Raw genomic sequence first — 15100 nt, 5'->3', positions numbered from 1 at the left:
CCGCCCCTCTCAAGACCAAATCCGCGTGGGAGGGGCGGGGATCCGGCCTCCTCCCCGTTTTGCAGAAAAAATAACCAGCCTCAACCCTTGAAATAACCCGTACGGGCCTCATCTACCTTGTCAGAAGATCATGTTGTTTGCCGCGCAAGCGGCGTGTCTGTTTCAAAGGGGGAGTGCAATGCGCCTCGATCGCCTGACCAGCAAATTCCAAGTCGCTATTTCCGATGCCCAGTCTCTCGCACTGGGTCGTGACCACCAATTCATCGAACCCGTCCACCTGATGACAGCCCTGCTCAATCAGGATGGCGGCTCCATCCGCCCGCTGCTGACCCTGACCGGGATGGACATCAATGCCCTGCGCTCCCGTCTCGGCGAGGAGCTCGACCGCCTGCCCAAGGTGAGCGGCGTCGAAGGGGACGTGCAACTTTCCAACGGCCTCGGTCGTCTGCTCAACGTCTGCGACAAGCTGGCCCAGCAGCGCAAGGATCAGTTCATCTCGTCCGAGCTGTTCGTGCTGGCGGCTCTCGACGAGAAGGGCAACCTGGGGGAGCTGCTGCGCGCCCAGGGCCTGACCAAGGAAAAACTCGAGCAGGCCATCGACAAGGTCCGTGGCGGCAAGAAGATCGATGATGCCAACGCCGAGGAGAACCGCCAGGCGCTGGAGAAGTACACCATAGACCTCACCGAGCGGGCCGAACTCGGCAAGCTCGACCCTGTGATCGGCCGGGATGAAGAGATCCGCCGCACCATACAGGTGCTGCAACGCCGCACCAAGAACAACCCCGTGCTGATCGGTGCCCCCGGTGTGGGCAAGACAGCCATCGTCGAGGGGTTGGCCCAGCGCATCATCAACGGCGAGGTGCCGGAAGGGCTCAAGAACAAGCGGGTGTTGTCCCTCGACATGGGGGCCCTGGTGGCCGGTGCCAAGTATCGCGGCGAGTTCGAGGAGCGGCTCAAGGCGGTGCTAAGCGATCTCGCCAAGGAGGAGGGCAATGTCATCCTCTTCGTGGACGAGTTGCACACCATGGTCGGCGCCGGCAAGGGCGAGGGGGCCATGGACGCGGGCAACATGCTCAAACCGGCCTTGGCGCGCGGTGAGCTGCACTGCGTCGGTGCCACCACCCTCGACGAATATCGCCAGTACGTGGAGAAAGACGCCGCCCTTGAGCGCCGCTTCCAGAAGGTGCTGGTGGAGGAGCCCTCGGTGGAGGACACCATCGCCATACTGCGCGGCCTTAAAGAACGCTATGAGCTGCACCACCATGTGCAGATCACAGACCCTGCCATAGTCGCGGCGGCCCAGCTGTCCCACCGCTACATCGCGGATCGCCAGCTGCCTGACAAGGCCATCGATCTCATCGACGAGGCGGCGGCCAGCATCCGGCTGCAGATAGACTCCAAGCCCGAGTCTCTGGACCGGCTGGAGCGGCGCATTATCCAGCTCAAGCTGGAGCAGCAGGCGCTGATGAAGGAGGACGACGATGCCAGCCGCAAGCGCCTCGATCTGCTCAACCAGGAGCTGACCGAGAAGGAGCGGGAATACAACGAGCTGGAAGAGGTGTGGAAGGCCGAGAAGGCCGCCCTTGCCGGTACCCAGCACATCAAGGCGGCGCTGGAGCAGGCCCGTCAGGATCTCGAAGTGGCCCGCCGGGCCGGGGATCTTGGCCGCATGTCCGAGCTGCAATACGGCCGCATCCCCGAGCTGGAGAAACAGCTGGATCTCGCCACTCAGGCCGAGATGCAGGAGACCAGCCTGCTGCGCAACCGTGTCACCGACGTGGAGATCGCAGACGTCCTGGCGCGCTGGACCGGCATTCCGGTGGCGCGGATGCTGGAAGGGGAGCGGGACAAGCTGCTGCGGATGGAAGAGCAACTGCACAGCCGGGTGATCGGCCAGGAAGAGGCGGTGGACGCCGTCTCCAACGCCATCCGTCGCTCCCGGGCCGGACTGTCCGATCCGAACCGCCCCATCGGCTCCTTCCTGTTCCTCGGGCCGACCGGGGTGGGCAAGACAGAGCTGTGCAAGGCGCTGGCGGAGTTCCTGTTCGATACCCAGGATGCCATGGTGCGCATCGACATGTCCGAGTTCATGGAGAAGCACAGCGTGGCGCGGCTGGTGGGGGCACCTCCGGGATACGTGGGCTACGAGGAGGGGGGTTATCTCACCGAGGCGGTACGCCGTCGCCCCTACTCGGTGATCCTGCTGGACGAGGTGGAGAAGGCGCACCCGGATGTGTTCAATATACTGCTGCAGGTGCTGGACGATGGCCGCTTGACCGATGGTCAGGGCCGCACCGTCGATTTCCGCAATACCGTGGTGATCATGACCTCCAACCTCGGCTCGGATCTGATCCAGGAGCACTACGCCGAGAAGGACTATGAGGAGATGAAGGCCCTGCTGATGGAGCTTCTGACCCGCAGCTTCCGCCCGGAGTTCATCAACCGGATCGACGAGACTGTGGTGTTCCACCCGCTGGACGAGGATCACATCAAGTCCATCGCCCGGATCCAGCTCAAGAGCCTGATGGGCCGTCTGGAGTCCCAGGGCTTCGAGGTGGAGGTGAGCGAGGAACTGCTGACCAAGCTGGTCCACGCCGGTTTCGATCCCGTCTACGGGGCGCGACCCCTCAAGCGGGCAATCCAGCAGAAGGTGGAGAACCCGCTGGCCCAGGCGCTGCTCAGCGGCCGGGTCATCCCCGGCAAGAAGTTGCTGCTGGGTGCCGACAGCAACGGGCTCACCATGAGCCAGCCATGATGGTGTCATCGATGAAAAACGCAGGCCTTGTGCCTGCGTTTTGTTTTCAGGGTGATTGAGATGCTGAAGTTTTCCGTCTTGGTGGATGATGATGTTCATCTACCCGGCTGCCTGCCTGAAAAGGGACTGTCGTTGCTGTTGGAGTGCGATGGCCTCAGGGTGCTGTTCGACAGCGGTCGGGGCCGGGCGCTGCGCCACAATGCCGAGGTGATGGGGGTCGATCTCGGTTCTCTCACCCATGTGGTGCTGTCCCACGGTCATTACGACCATGTGAGCGGCATCGGCTCCCTGCCCGTATATTCCGATCCTATCCCGTTGATCGCCTGTCCGGATGTGTTCAATGAGCGGGGCTACTTCCTGCCGTTGCTGCCCCGACGCTACAACCTCTACCGCCTCTCGGGCGACCTGGATCCGCGACAACTGGCGACGAGAGGGCTGATCCCTCACTGTTCGGCCGAGCCGGTCTGGCTGTCCGAGCGACTGGTGTTTCTCGGGAGCATCGCGCGGCGCGACAAGGCGGCTCCTTCCCTGCTTGGCTACATATTGCGAGGTGGTCGAGTGGAGAAGGATCTTATCAGCGACGACTCGGCGCTGGCCTACAAGAGCGAGCAGGGTCTGATTGTCTTCATCGGCTGCGGCCACTCCGGGGTCGAAAACATCGTCCAGTGGGCCAAAGAGGTGTGTGGCGACGAGCGGGTGCATGCCGTCATAGGTGGCTTGCACCTGAAGTTTTCCGGCCCGCAACGGGCAGAGGCGCTGGGAACCTATCTGCAGGAGGAAGCGGTGGAGAAGCTGTTTGCCTGCCACTGTACCGGCAAGAGGAAGGTGGGGCTGCCTAGGCAAACCCAGATAGGGGCGGGTTTTGAACATGTGTTCCCGTGAGCCTGAGCGAGGTGGGAAGCTAGCCCAACCAGCACTGCGGCGGTGACGATGAGGCCATCGGCCAGAACCACGCCAGCCCTCGGGCTGGCGTTTTTTATTGTCGCAGCATGTTGGCGTTAACATGGCGATAACTATTGGTCATCGAATTGTAGTGATAGGCTTCATACCATTAATGACGCTATTGTCATTGTCAGGAGAGGGAGCCTTTGCCGATGAGAACACGATTTTCGCTCATGTTGCTGTGCAGCAGCCTGGTGCCCCTGGCGGTGCAGGGGGAGCAAGCAACCCAGGATGTGCCCCAGATCTGCGCCACCTGCCACGGGATGAACGGCGTGCCCAAGGAGTCGAACATCCCCAATCTCTGGGGACAGTCGGAGGCCTACCTGACCGAGCAACTGCGTGCCTTTCGCAGCGGCAAACGGGTCAGCGATTTCATGAATCCCATCATCTACCAGTTGAGCGACGAGCAGATAGCCCGGGCGGCCAGCCATTTTGCCGGCCAGGCTGCCGCCAGGGAGGTGAGCCTGCACTGGAGCGGCGACAAGTGGCCCGGGGACATGGAGACGGGGGAGCGGCTGGCCCTGGCCGGCAAACCTGAGCGTAATCTGCCAGCCTGCGTGGCTTGCCATGGCCCGAGTGGCGTCGGCGTCATGCCCCTGTTTCCCCGTCTCGCCGGTCAGGATCCCGCCTACCTCAAGCGGCAGTTGATCTACTGGAAGGCCGACAAGCGCCCGCTCGGCGCCATGGGCTCCATGCCTGCCATCGCCAAGTCGCTCAGCGAGGCGGAAATGGACGCCGTGGCCAACTACTTCGCGGCGCAGGGGGTGGCGAAATGAAGCATGCATATCTGATGGCCTGCCTGCTGGCCGGTCTGGCTCATGGCGCAGCGTTCGAGGATCAGTTCAGCGTCCCGCTCGGGGAGAAGGCACCCGATGGCAACTATCACAAGGTGCCCGACTGGTCTGCCGTGCCGGAGGGGGAGATGGGCGCGGCCATCAAGCGTGGCTACAGCCTGTTCGTCAACACCCAGCAGCTCAAGGGGCAGGGCCAGCCGGGGAACGGCTTGCAGTGCAGCAACTGCCACCTGGGGGCCGGCATCATTGCCGGTGCCAGTCCGATGTGGGGGGCCTATCCGGCCTACCCCGCCTATCGCAAGAAGAACAACAAGGTGAACACCTATGAGGATCGGCTGCAAGGCTGCTTCCTCTACTCGATGAATGCCAGAGAGGGCCAGCCCCCCGCCTATGACAGTCAGGCGATCCGGGATCTGGTGGCCTACTCCTACTGGCTGGCGAGCGGTGCCCCCATCAGCGACAAGCTGCCCGGGCGCAACTTCTTCACCATCGCCACCCCTCCCCAGGCCCCCGATTTCAAGCGGGGCCAGAGCGTCTATGCCGAGCGCTGTGCCGATTGCCACGGCGGTGAGGGGGAGGGCAAGAAGGTGGCGGATCGCTACGTCTTCCCGCCCCTGTGGGGCAAGGAGAGCTACAACTGGGGCGCGGGCATGCACGGCATCGACAAGGCGGCCGCCTTCATCAAGAGCAACATGCCGCTCTCCCAGGGGGGGAGCCTGAGCGATCAGCAGGCCTGGGATGTCTCCCTTTACATCAACAGCCATGAGCGCCCTCAGGATCCCAGGTTCAAGGGGGATCTCGGCCAGACCACCAAGGCGTTCCATGGCACCTACTCCCAGTACGGCTTGCCTTCCCCGGTGGATGGCCACCTGCTGGGCAGCAAGGCGTATTGAGGGCCGAGGCAGGACTGCAGAGGGGCTCAGGCCCCTTTTTTCATGGGCCGCTCGGGTGCAGGCAAAAAAAACGGCAATCCAAAGATTGCCGGGAGGAATGTATTCGATGCGACCTTGCGTGGGTTGAACGGGTCGCAGGGGCAAGCCCCGGTTTCGCAGCGGATCATCCAGGATGACCGTCCTGCTTACAGCCTGTCCGGACTGCGCTCTTTCAGTCCGCACCGCCACACACCTTCGGCATTCGGCATGGGTTGCCGGATGCCATCAATCTGCTTACAGCATGCCCGCAATGGCAGCCTTCATCTCGGATGGCCAGACACCGACTTGTACCTGACCTATGTGCTCTTTTTGCAGCAACAGCATGGCCAGACGGGATTGGCCAATACCGCCGCCTATGGTCTGCGGCATCCGCTCGGCCAGCAGATCCTGGTGCCAGTCGTACTGCAGGCGATCCTCGTCCCCTGTGATGGCGAGCTGGCGGCGCAGGGCCTCGGCGTCCACCCGTATCCCCATGGAGGAGATCTCGAAGCTGTCTTCCAGCACAGGGTTCCACACCAGGATGTCGCCGTTCAGACCCGCCAGACCCAGTTCGCTCTCGCTGCTCCAGTCGTCATAGTCAGGGGCGCGCACGTCGTGGCGCTCGCCGTGGGAGAGGGCACCGCCGATGCCGATGAGGAAAACGGCTCCCAACTCCTTGGCGATGGCCCGCTCGCGCCCCTTGGCATCGAGGTCCGGGTAACGGGTCAGCAGCTCTTCGCTGTGCAGGAACTGGATCTCGCTTGGCAGGAAGGGGGTCAGCTCGTGTTCGGCGCAGACCGCGCGCTCTGTGGCCTTGATGGCGGCCCAGATGCCGCGCACCGTCTCCTGCAGATAGGTGAGATCCCGGCGCTCGCTTGGCATCACCTTCTCCCAGTCCCACTGATCTACGTAGACGGAGTGGATGGGGGTGAGTCTGTCTTCGTCCGGGCGCAGGGCCTTCATGTGGGTGTAGATGCCTTCACCCGGGCCGAAGCCGAAGCGACCCAGGGTATGGCGCTTCCACTTGGCCAGGGAGTGCACCACCTCGTAGCTGTGTTCGGGTAGTGTCTTCACCTTCACTTGCACCGCATTCTCGTGGCCGGAGAGGTTGTCCTGAGTGCCATCACCGACCCGGCTCAGAATGGGGGCTTGCACCTCCATCAGACCCAGTTGCTGGGCGAGCTGGCGGGAGAACATCTCTTTGACGAAGCTGATCTGTTGTTGGCTGCGAATGTAGTGCTGTTTCATGGGAAATACCTGTTTCAAACCCGTTGGATGTGGCGATTCTTCAACAGATTGCGCACTAAATTCAATATTCGATAATAGAAATAGGCTTTACGCATTTTTTTGTTCAAAATATCCGGGTTTTTACTGAGACATCGTCAACGGGAGTGCAAAAAAGTGTCGGAAAATTATCGGATCGATAATCTCGATCAGGCCATCCTCACCGCCCTGATGGAGAATGCGCGCATTCCTTATGCCGAGCTGGCCAAACAGCTGGCGGTCAGCCCGGGCACCATTCATGTGCGGGTGGAGAAGATGAAGCAGGCGGGGATCATAGAGGGGACCCGGGTGCAGGTGAACGCGAAGAAGCTGGGTTACGACGTCTGCTGCTTTATCGGCATCAACCTCAAGAGCGCCAAGGATTATCCCTCGGCCCTGGCCAAGTTGCAGGCGCTGGACGAGGTGGTGGAGGCCTACTACACCACGGGCCACTACAGCATCTTCATGAAGGTGATGACCCGCTCCATCGACGAGTTGCAGACTGTGCTTATCCACAAGATCCAGACCATAGACGAGATCCAGTCCACCGAAACGCTCATTTCGTTGCAGAACCCGATATTGAGAGATGTGAAACCCTGAGGGGGCAGTGCATGGAGGGCAGTGCGAGATCCATGCCCCATGCGAAACCCTGATCTCGCTGCAAAATCCCATCCTGAGAGACGTGAAGCCCTGAGGGGGCAGTGCATGGAGGGCAGTACGAGATCCATGCCCCATGCGAAACGCACATTTCGTTGCAGAACCCGATATTGAGAGACGTGGAGCCCTGACTTCGAGATCAGGGCTCGAGATAGGGGATGCCGTATTTGTCGTAGAGGGCCTTGAGGCGGCCGTCATGCTTCATGTGCAGCAGTTCGGCGTCATAGGCCGCCATCAGGGCCGGGGTGTCGGCATCGGCCCGGGAGCGGGTCCAGACATTGAAGTAGGGACTGGTCTTGAGGGGTTTTGGCAGGTAGCCGAGCCTGCCCTCCAGCCCCTCTTCCCTTATCTGGGTGAAGGCGGTGACCAGGGACATGGGGACCAGATCGATGCGCCCGGCGATCAGCTTGCGCAGTTGCAACTGGTTGATGGGGATCGCCTGGAAGCGATAGGCAGGATCGGCCATGGCCGCCGTCAATTCTGGGGTGTAGGAGAAGTCCTTGGTGACACCTATGCGCCAGGGCTTGAGATCGGCCAGGGTCTGGTAGTGGATCTTGCTCATGTCGGCCTTGCGCACGAAGAAGTGCCAGCTGTGGCGGATATGGGCCTGTTTGGGGTAGAGCAGGTATCGCGTTCGCTCCGGCTTGTAGGAGTGGCTCAGCAGCAGGTCATAGACACCGCCCTCGGCGTTGCGGGTGAGTCTGGCACCGGAATCGAGCAGCTCTATTTTGATGGGGATCTGGAGGACGCCAAAGATGGTGGTGACCAGATCCACATCCAGCCCCCGTGGCTGTCCTGTCTCATCCAGCCACTTCAGGGGGGGCTCAAGAAGGCCGCCAATGACCAGCTCCCTGGCCGACAGCCAGCAGGGCAGCAGCAAGCAGAGCACGAGCAAGATTCGCAAATCACATCTCCTGAACACTCGGGGCTGGTTTATGCGCAACGGGGTATAGTGACCGGCAGATACCTCAATAGAGACGACCCCGGATGGCAAACCCTGAAGTAGAAAGCGAACTGGATGGCATCGACAGGCTCTCTGTCTGTCTCTATCGTCTCGGTCTGAGTCTGACAGCTTTGCTGCTGTTGTGTCGAGGGGTTGGCTTGCTGGGAGGACCGGTGCCCTTGTCCCCCGCCGTCTGGCTGACCATGCTGGTGGTGGCCAGCGGCCTGTGTGGGTTCTGCCTGCACATTTATGACAAACGGGTCCGGTTTCTCCTGCAGGGGCTGGCCTGGGGCGGATTGATGCTGGCCGCCTGCGGCGCTCCTGCCCTTCTGGTGCTGGGGGCGGCCCTGGCCACCCTCAGTGGCCTGGCGTTCAAGGAGCAGTTCTGCTTCGCCATCCCGGGTATCAGGCTCTTGCCTCTGTTGTTACCCCTGCTATGGCTGCTGGAGTGGACCCGCTTCGCCTGGGCCACGGCCCTGGTTGCCCTGGTGAGCGGCTTGCTGCTCGGCCTGCTCAGTCTGGCCAAGTGGCGCATGCCCCTGCATTTCGATATCGGCGATCGGAGACGCTACCAGCTCTAGGTGGCCTGGCACTGCTTCATCTGCGCGTTGAGGGCCTGCATCACCTGCCGGCGGTTGATGATGCCGACCACCTTGCCCCCTTCCAGCACCGGATAGACCTTGGGCCTGGCCCCCGTCATCTGGCGGGCGAGATCCAGGATGCTGTCGTCCGGGCTGACGAACAGCGGGGTGCGGCTCATCAGATCCTCCACCCGGGTGCGGCTGTCGCAGTGATAGCTGCCGGTGAGCAGGCTGGGGATGCAGTCCTGCTCGGAGAGAAATCCGATCAGCCGTTTCTGATCGTCCAGCACCGGCAGGCCGCTCGCATCGGCCTGATGGAGTCTGTCGAGGGCCTCGGCCAGGCCGAGTTGCGGGCTGAGGGAGTGGGTCAGGCGGCTCATGTGATTGCGGATCTGCAGCATCTGGGTGGCTCCAAAAGGGTTAAAGTGGTGTCACTATGTCCCCTGGACGGCGGACGGGGCCAATGGCTTGTGCCGTGGAGATTGATAGGCAGGTCCCCGGGTCGGCAAGCACTGACAAAAGGAGAGGTTATGCGTGCATTGGTAACGGGCTGCGGCCGTCGGCTGGGATTCTACCTGTGCGAACAGCTGGTGGCCGCGGGTTGGCAGGTGACGGGCAGCTATCGCAGCGAGCGGCCCGAGCTGGCCCGCTTGCGAGCACTGGGGGTAGAGCTGGTGCAGGCGGATTTCGCCGTGGAAGAGGATGTGGCCCGCCTTGTCACTGTGCTGGGAGCCCATGACGATCTGGCATTGATCATCCACAACGCCTCCGCCTTCGAGCCACAGGCGGCGGATCCTGCGGTGCAGCTGGCCCAATTCGAACAGTTCTACCGGGTACATATGGCGGCGCCATTTCAGCTGAACCGCGCGCTGGCCCCCAAGCTGGCAGGCAATCCCAACGCCAGCATCATCCACATCACCGACATCTACATTCATGCCCCGGCGCCCCAGTTCGCCGCCTATGTGGCCACCAAAGCCGGGGCGCATTCGCTGGCCATGAGCTTTGCCCGGGAGCTGGCACCCGCAGTGCGGGTCAACACCATAGAGCCCGGCCCCATACTGTTCCTCGACGAGCATGGGGACGCCTGGCGCCAGCAGGTGCTGGCCCGGACGCCGCTGGCGAGGGAGGGGGGGCTGGAGCCCATCTGGCAGGCAGTCAGGCTCTTGATGACAAACGACTATATGACGGGGGCCAGCATCCGGGTGGACGGTGGCCGGGCCCTCGCCGTCATCTAGGCGTCATGAGGGGCTATGGAGCTGGAGCTGGCGAAAGCTTGCTCGGGCGTACGCCGCCCTGTGCCGGGCGCCTAGTTGGGCCGAATGGTTGCCTGATGGGCAGGCAGGTCCGGGTGCATGGCGGGCAACTCCTGACGCTGTTCGGCAGCTTGGCGCAGGGCGACGGGCTGCTGGCCGAAGCTCTGCTGCGCAAACACCTTGCTGGTCTGCAGACGCAGCGCCACCTTGTGGGCGCCGACCCGTCCCCCCTCATACATCTCGGCCAGCAGATCCCTGAGATAGGCATCTACCCCGACCCCGGCGAAGGCATCCCTCTCATGGCTGGCCAGGATGTCGATGTCGAGGGGCCTGTCTGTCACCTTGCACAGGGGATTGCTGCGATCCCGCCCATGGGCCAGCTCCATGGTGACGAATTCGGCCTTCAGCTGGGCGGCGGAGAGCTCGCTCTGGACGACGAACAGGCAGTTGAGAAAGTCATGGCGCGACTGCATCCCCACCGGTTTGGTCTGGATCACCGAACTCAGACGCAGCTGGCCGAAGCGCGCCAGCAGCTCTTCCACGGCCTGGCTGACATGCTGGGTGGGGTCGAGATTGGATCCAATGCTGCAGAGGTAAAACATGGTTGCCATTCCTTGGGTTGGGCTCGTCTGAAATATATACGCAGCTCACGGTTATCGGATTCACTATGAATTAACATGCCGTTATCTGTTGTGATCCAACTCTGATTGGCAGAAAGGAGGTTCATATGAGTGTAGAGATGAAGTGGGCGCTGTTGACCGCCTCAGGTGCCCTGGCAGTGATCCTGATAATCTGCCTGGCGTCCGTCGGTCTGGCGTGAATCCTGACCCCGAGTGCAACCAAACCGGCCCCCTGGCCGGTTTTGCTTTTTCATGGAGTGCGGATATGCTGGCCCACCCATGAAGAATCGAGACAGCAGAAGATGACCAAGGTTCGGCCCCGTTCCCTGCTCCAGGTGGTATTGATGGGCTTCGTGCTGGTGCTGATGCCCCTGGGGGGCATGATCTGGCACGACAGCCAGGCGCTCTCCCATCTGGGCCAGCTGACCAGCGACGAGATGGAGCGGGCGGTGCGGGATACCCGCCGGGCGACCCTGCTCACCACCCAGGCCATCGATCTGGAGCGCACCTTGCGCCGCTATGCGGTGCTGGGGGACGAACGCATCCTCGGCAGTTATCAGCAGCAGCTGGCCCGCTATCGCGAGCTGCTCGCCACTCACCGGCAATCCATCCCGGATGCCGCCGCCTACACAGATCTCGAGGCCATCCTGGCCTGGCTGGATGGCTTGCAGGATCTGCGCAAGGCCAGACAGGAAGCGACCAGCCCCAACTTCACCCAGTTCAACGAGCTCAACCAGCAACTGGAAGTGGTCACCCGCAGCCAGGTCGATGAGCATGTGGCGGGAATGCGGGCGGCCATCGCCGAACTGCGGAAGGAGATCTGGTGGGTGAGCGGCTTCGTGGCGGGGCTCAGCCTGTTGCTGGTGCTGCTGTTTACCTACCTTATCATCCACCCCGTGCGTCAGATTGAGTCGCGGATCCTGAGCCTGGGAGCCGGTGTCGAGCCGGACAAACGCCCGGTGGATGGCCCCGCCGAACTGGTGCTGCTGGGAGAGCGGATCGGCTGGCTGCACGACAAGCTAAAGGAGCTGGAACAGCAGAAGTATCAGTTCCTGCGCCATGTATCCCACGAGCTGAAGACACCCCTCGCCGTGCTGCGGGAGGGGGCGGATCTGCTCTCCGAACAGCTGGTGGGGCCGCTCAACGGGGATCAGCAGGAGATCTGCCAGATGCTGGAGGAGAACAGCCGTCGGTTGCAGACCCTGATCGAGCGCCTGCTCGACTTCAACCGTCTCAGCCAGCAGGAGGTGTTCAGCCTGACGGCGGTGCCGCTGGCTCCCTTGTTGTCAGAATTGTCTGCGGAGTACCGGCTGGCGCTGGAATCCAAACAAATCAGTGTACACTTGCCGCCCGAGCCCATCAGCCTGCAGGCCGAGCCTTATCGTCTGCGACTCATCCTCGACAACCTGTTTTCCAACGCGGTCAGTTATGGCGCCAAGGGTGGCCAGATCTGGATCCGTGCCGGCCAGGATGCCAACGGCAGCTGGCTGGAAGTGGCCAACGAAGGGCCCGTCATCCCGCCAAACGAGCGGGAGCGGATCTTCGAGCCCTTCGAGCAGGGCAGCATAGTGCGCCAGGGGTTGTTGAAAGGATCCGGGATGGGCCTCTCCATTGCCCGCGAGTCGGCGATGAGTCTGGGGGGCGAGCTTAAATTAATTGAGGATAAACAGGCTGATGTCTGTTTCCGGTTGGATCTTAAGTGAAATTCAAGATGAAACGATTCGTTGTACCCGTATTGATGATAAGCCTGCTCTCAGGCTGCTCCCTGCTGCCATCGCGCAGCCTGACCGAGCCCTCGGAGCAGGTCCTCGCCAAGCGGATGGAGTTTGCCAATAAAGAGATGCAGGTGCGCCTGCAATACTCGGACTGGCTGCTGGCCAGCCGCCCCCAGCAGCGGGCGCAGGAGCGCGAGCGGCTGGCCGGTGCCACCGATCTCGAGAGCCGGGTCAGCCTGGCCATGGTCAACACCCATCCGTCCGAGTCGGTGGCGAGCCGCCGGGCCGGGCTGGATCGGCTCAAGGCCCTGCTGCCCGAGCTCGGCCTGGATGCCCAGGCCTTCCTGCGCAGCTGGATAGCCCTCGGTGAGGAGCTGCTGGCCCGTGACAGTCGCCGCGACGATCAGAGCCAGGAGGTGCAGCGTCTGCGCCGCCAGATAGAGCAGCTCTCCGCCATCGACGAACAGCTCAACCAGCGCAAGCTCAATGGGGGCGCCCAGCCATGACATGCCGAGGGCGTGCAAGGCGGGGAACCACAACAGATCTTCAGGGTAAAGGGGTGAGAGCATGAGTCGCATTCTGCTGGTGGACGACGATGCCAGCCTGCTCAAGCTGATGAGCATGCGCCTGCGCAGTCAGGGTTACGAGGTGGATACAGCCGACAGCGCCGAGGGGGCGCTGGACAGGTTGCGTCAGCAGCGGGCCGATCTGGTGCTGAGCGACCTGCGGATGGGGGGCATGGACGGACTGGCGTTGTTCGAGCGGATCCAGGCCCAGTGGCTCGGCATGCCGGTCATCATCATGACCGCCCACGGCACCATCCCGGACGCCATCCAGGCGACCCGTTCCGGGGTGTTCAGCTTTCTCACCAAGCCCATCGACAAGGACGAGCTGCTGGTCACCATAGAGCACGCCTTAAGTCTGACCCGCCCGAAACAGCAGCATGAGTGGCAGTCCCTCATCCAGACCCGCAACCCCCAGATGGAGCAGTTGCTTATCCAGGCGAGCAGCGTGGCCACCATGGAGGTGCCCGTGCTGATCCTGGGGCCTTCGGGCTCCGGCAAGGGGGTGATGACCCAGGCGCTGCATCAGGCAAGTCGTCGTCGTGACCAGCCGCTGCACACCATCAATTGTGCCGCGCTGCCCTGGCCTGTGCTGGACTTGCAGCTGTTTGGCGAGGATGGACAGTCCGGCCTGTTCGAGCAGGCCAAGGGGGCGACCCTCTTCCTCGACGAGATAGGGAATCTGTCGGAGTCGTTGCAGGCCAAGTTGCTGCAGGTGCTGGCGGAATATGGTCAGGGCACCCCCGAGGTGCGGGTCATCAGCTCCAGCCATCAGGATCTGGTCACCGCCATGGAGGAGGGGCGTTTTCGGGAGGATCTCTTCTACCGCCTCAACGTGGCCAACATCACCTTGCCGCCCCTCAGCGCCCGCAGCGAAGACATCCCCCTGCTGGCGCGCCAGGCGCTGGACGACTATCGCAGTCGCCACGACAACTGCGCCGCCCTCGGCTTCTCGCCGGAGGCGCTGGCCCTGCTGGCTGCGGCGGCCTGGCCCGGCAACGTCCGTCAGCTCTACGGAGTGGTGGAACAGCTCGCCAGCCTATGCTGCAGCCCGGTAATCGGCGCCGCCATGGTGGAGTCGGCCCTGAGCGGTGGTGTCGGCGGCATTCCCTCGTTCAACGAGGCGCGCGCCGAGTTCGAGAAGGAGTATCTGATCCGCCTGCTGCGCACCACCGAAGGGAATGTGACCCTGGCGGCCAACATGGCGGGAAGAAACCGTACCGATTTCTACAAGTTATTGAATCGGCACGGTATCGAGGCGGCAAACTTCAAATCGAAGGGATAAGCGAGGCGGGAGCGGCCGGTCAGCGACGGGCCGTTCCCCTTGTTCAGGCCGGATCGACCGCGCTGTTCGCGGCCTGGGCCTTCCGGGTTTTGTCGGAGAGCCAGAGGCCGCTCGCCTTCATCAGGTAGCCAAAGAGTGCGCCTATCACCAAGGATGGCAGGATCAGCCGCCACTCCCCCGCCGCCCCGAAGGTGGCGCAGCAACCGGCGAAGGTGCCGGGAATGTAGCCAAGCCACTGCTGCTTGGCCTGCACGCACATCAGGGTCGCCACCACACCCGTCATCAGATAGCCCGCCATGCCAGCCCCCCACCAGCCTTCGCCGTGGATCAGCAGTAGTGCCCACAGCATGCCGGTGGCATTGCACAGCAGGGTCTGCAGCAGCGCCCTGTAACCGCCGCTCGAGGCGAAATAGCTGGTACAACCGAGGAAGCCGACCCAGGAGATGAGGCCGAGGGCGGCGGCCAGTCCGCCCCAGACGGCGGAGAGGATCCCGGTCGTGATGGCGATGGCGATCAATGGGCTCATGACATGACTCTCAGTGGTTGGATTCGGAAAAGGAGGCAGCCTACCCTTAGGCGAGGGGGCGGCAAGCAGGGGCCGGATTGTGTGTGATCTCCGTCACTCTTTTCAACTCGGGAATACGCTTGCGCTCGCGAAAAAAATTCATTGGAGGCGTTCTTGGCCTTCGACCATAGTTAGAGGCCCTGTCCTGCTCATGGAGTGAGTCTGATGGCGCCAAACGTGATAGTCCCCCTGCTGGTATTCATTCTGCTGTTCCTGGTCGGCACCATGGCCAAGGCGCTGCCGCTTTACCAGC

At 62.4% G+C, this 15100-nt stretch carries 16 protein-coding genes; 11 read left to right on the top strand and 5 right to left on the bottom strand.

What is annotated here, in order from left to right; genetic code table 11:
- Nucleotides 1-178 precede the first annotated feature (178 nt).
- The 4 genes from clpB to ACFWHB_RS20140 all read left to right on the top strand — a co-directional run bounded on the left by clpB (nucleotide 179) and on the right by ACFWHB_RS20140 (nucleotide 5384).
- Nucleotides 179-2755, top strand: a complete 2577-nt coding sequence (gene clpB, locus ACFWHB_RS20155; protein ID WP_262112631.1) for an ATP-dependent chaperone ClpB — start codon at nucleotides 179-181, stop codon at nucleotides 2753-2755.
- A 60-nt stretch (nucleotides 2756-2815) separates the two neighbouring features.
- Nucleotides 2816-3637 (top strand): MBL fold metallo-hydrolase, encoded by an 822-nt coding sequence (locus ACFWHB_RS20150; RefSeq protein ID WP_395949126.1) that lies wholly within the window; start codon nucleotides 2816-2818, stop codon nucleotides 3635-3637.
- 212 nt (nucleotides 3638-3849) lie between these two features.
- Nucleotides 3850-4473, top strand: a complete 624-nt coding sequence (locus ACFWHB_RS20145) for a c-type cytochrome (RefSeq protein WP_163137528.1) — start codon at nucleotides 3850-3852, stop codon at nucleotides 4471-4473.
- Complete coding sequence (locus tag ACFWHB_RS20140) at nucleotides 4470-5384, top strand: c-type cytochrome (RefSeq protein WP_111910898.1); 915 nt, start codon at nucleotides 4470-4472, stop codon at nucleotides 5382-5384. The genes ACFWHB_RS20145 and ACFWHB_RS20140 overlap by 4 nt, the downstream gene beginning before the upstream one ends.
- Nucleotides 5385-5657: 273 nt before the next feature.
- On the opposite strand, the gene asnA is transcribed toward ACFWHB_RS20140, so the two are convergent.
- Nucleotides 5658-6650 carry an aspartate--ammonia ligase gene (asnA, locus tag ACFWHB_RS20135; RefSeq protein ID WP_395949125.1) on the bottom strand — a complete coding sequence of 331 codons (993 nt, stop codon included), beginning with the start codon at nucleotides 6648-6650 and terminating at the stop codon, nucleotides 5658-5660.
- A 153-nt stretch (nucleotides 6651-6803) separates the two neighbouring features.
- On the opposite strand from asnA, the gene asnC reads away from it, so the two are divergent.
- On the top strand, nucleotides 6804-7265 hold the full coding sequence (asnC, locus tag ACFWHB_RS20130) for a transcriptional regulator AsnC (RefSeq protein WP_005324409.1): 462 nt from the start codon (nucleotides 6804-6806) through the stop codon (nucleotides 7263-7265).
- Nucleotides 7266-7461: 196 nt separating this feature from the next.
- On the opposite strand, the gene ACFWHB_RS20125 is transcribed toward asnC, so the two are convergent.
- Entirely contained in the window at nucleotides 7462-8226 is a 765-nt protein-coding gene (locus ACFWHB_RS20125) for a substrate-binding periplasmic protein (protein ID WP_395949124.1), read from the bottom strand.
- A gap of 83 nt (nucleotides 8227-8309) precedes the next feature.
- Between ACFWHB_RS20125 and ACFWHB_RS20120 the strand changes: the two genes are divergently transcribed.
- Complete coding sequence (locus ACFWHB_RS20120) at nucleotides 8310-8846, top strand: DUF2301 domain-containing membrane protein (RefSeq protein ID WP_234568774.1); 537 nt, start codon at nucleotides 8310-8312, stop codon at nucleotides 8844-8846.
- Here the strand turns inward: ACFWHB_RS20120 and ACFWHB_RS20115 are convergent.
- Nucleotides 8843-9247, bottom strand: a complete 405-nt coding sequence (locus ACFWHB_RS20115) for a CBS domain-containing protein (protein WP_106885548.1) — start codon at nucleotides 9245-9247, stop codon at nucleotides 8843-8845. The genes ACFWHB_RS20120 and ACFWHB_RS20115 overlap by 4 nt on opposite strands.
- Nucleotides 9248-9376: 129 nt before the next feature.
- Between ACFWHB_RS20115 and ACFWHB_RS20110 the strand changes: the two genes are divergently transcribed.
- On the top strand, nucleotides 9377-10081 hold the full coding sequence (locus tag ACFWHB_RS20110; protein WP_111910901.1) for an SDR family oxidoreductase: 705 nt from the start codon (nucleotides 9377-9379) through the stop codon (nucleotides 10079-10081).
- Between the two features lie 71 nt (nucleotides 10082-10152).
- On the opposite strand, the gene ACFWHB_RS20105 is transcribed toward ACFWHB_RS20110, so the two are convergent.
- The gene (locus ACFWHB_RS20105; protein ID WP_234676329.1) at nucleotides 10153-10701 is read right to left on the bottom strand and encodes a 2-amino-4-hydroxy-6-hydroxymethyldihydropteridine diphosphokinase; all 549 of its coding nucleotides are present in this window, start codon (nucleotides 10699-10701) and stop codon (nucleotides 10153-10155) included.
- Nucleotides 10702-10826: 125 nt separating this feature from the next.
- On the opposite strand from ACFWHB_RS20105, the gene ACFWHB_RS20100 reads away from it, so the two are divergent.
- The 4 genes from ACFWHB_RS20100 to ACFWHB_RS20085 all read left to right on the top strand — a co-directional run bounded on the left by ACFWHB_RS20100 (nucleotide 10827) and on the right by ACFWHB_RS20085 (nucleotide 14282).
- Nucleotides 10827-10919 carry a cytochrome bd-I oxidase subunit CydH gene (locus tag ACFWHB_RS20100; protein ID WP_106885551.1) on the top strand — a complete coding sequence of 31 codons (93 nt, stop codon included), beginning with the start codon at nucleotides 10827-10829 and terminating at the stop codon, nucleotides 10917-10919.
- Between the two features lie 102 nt (nucleotides 10920-11021).
- Nucleotides 11022-12422, top strand: a complete 1401-nt coding sequence (locus tag ACFWHB_RS20095) for a sensor histidine kinase (RefSeq protein ID WP_106885552.1) — start codon at nucleotides 11022-11024, stop codon at nucleotides 12420-12422.
- An 8-nt stretch (nucleotides 12423-12430) separates the two neighbouring features.
- A complete protein-coding gene (locus ACFWHB_RS20090; protein ID WP_025328636.1) occupies nucleotides 12431-12940 on the top strand; it encodes a hypothetical protein in 510 nt (169 codons plus the stop codon).
- Nucleotides 12941-13001: 61 nt separating this feature from the next.
- Nucleotides 13002-14282 carry a sigma 54-interacting transcriptional regulator gene (locus ACFWHB_RS20085; protein ID WP_025328635.1) on the top strand — a complete coding sequence of 427 codons (1281 nt, stop codon included), beginning with the start codon at nucleotides 13002-13004 and terminating at the stop codon, nucleotides 14280-14282.
- Between the two features lie 43 nt (nucleotides 14283-14325).
- On the opposite strand, the gene ACFWHB_RS20080 is transcribed toward ACFWHB_RS20085, so the two are convergent.
- On the bottom strand, nucleotides 14326-14808 hold the full coding sequence (locus ACFWHB_RS20080; RefSeq protein ID WP_234568784.1) for a DUF1097 domain-containing protein: 483 nt from the start codon (nucleotides 14806-14808) through the stop codon (nucleotides 14326-14328).
- Nucleotides 14809-15100: the final 292 nt, after the last annotated feature.

The sequence above is a fragment of the Aeromonas mytilicola subsp. aquatica genome (assembly GCF_044336385.1).
In the GTDB taxonomy this organism is placed as follows: domain Bacteria; phylum Pseudomonadota; class Gammaproteobacteria; order Enterobacterales; family Aeromonadaceae; genus Aeromonas; species Aeromonas rivipollensis.
The sequence above is the reverse complement of the archived record's forward strand: the minus strand, read 5'-3'. Positions and strand labels throughout refer to the sequence as shown.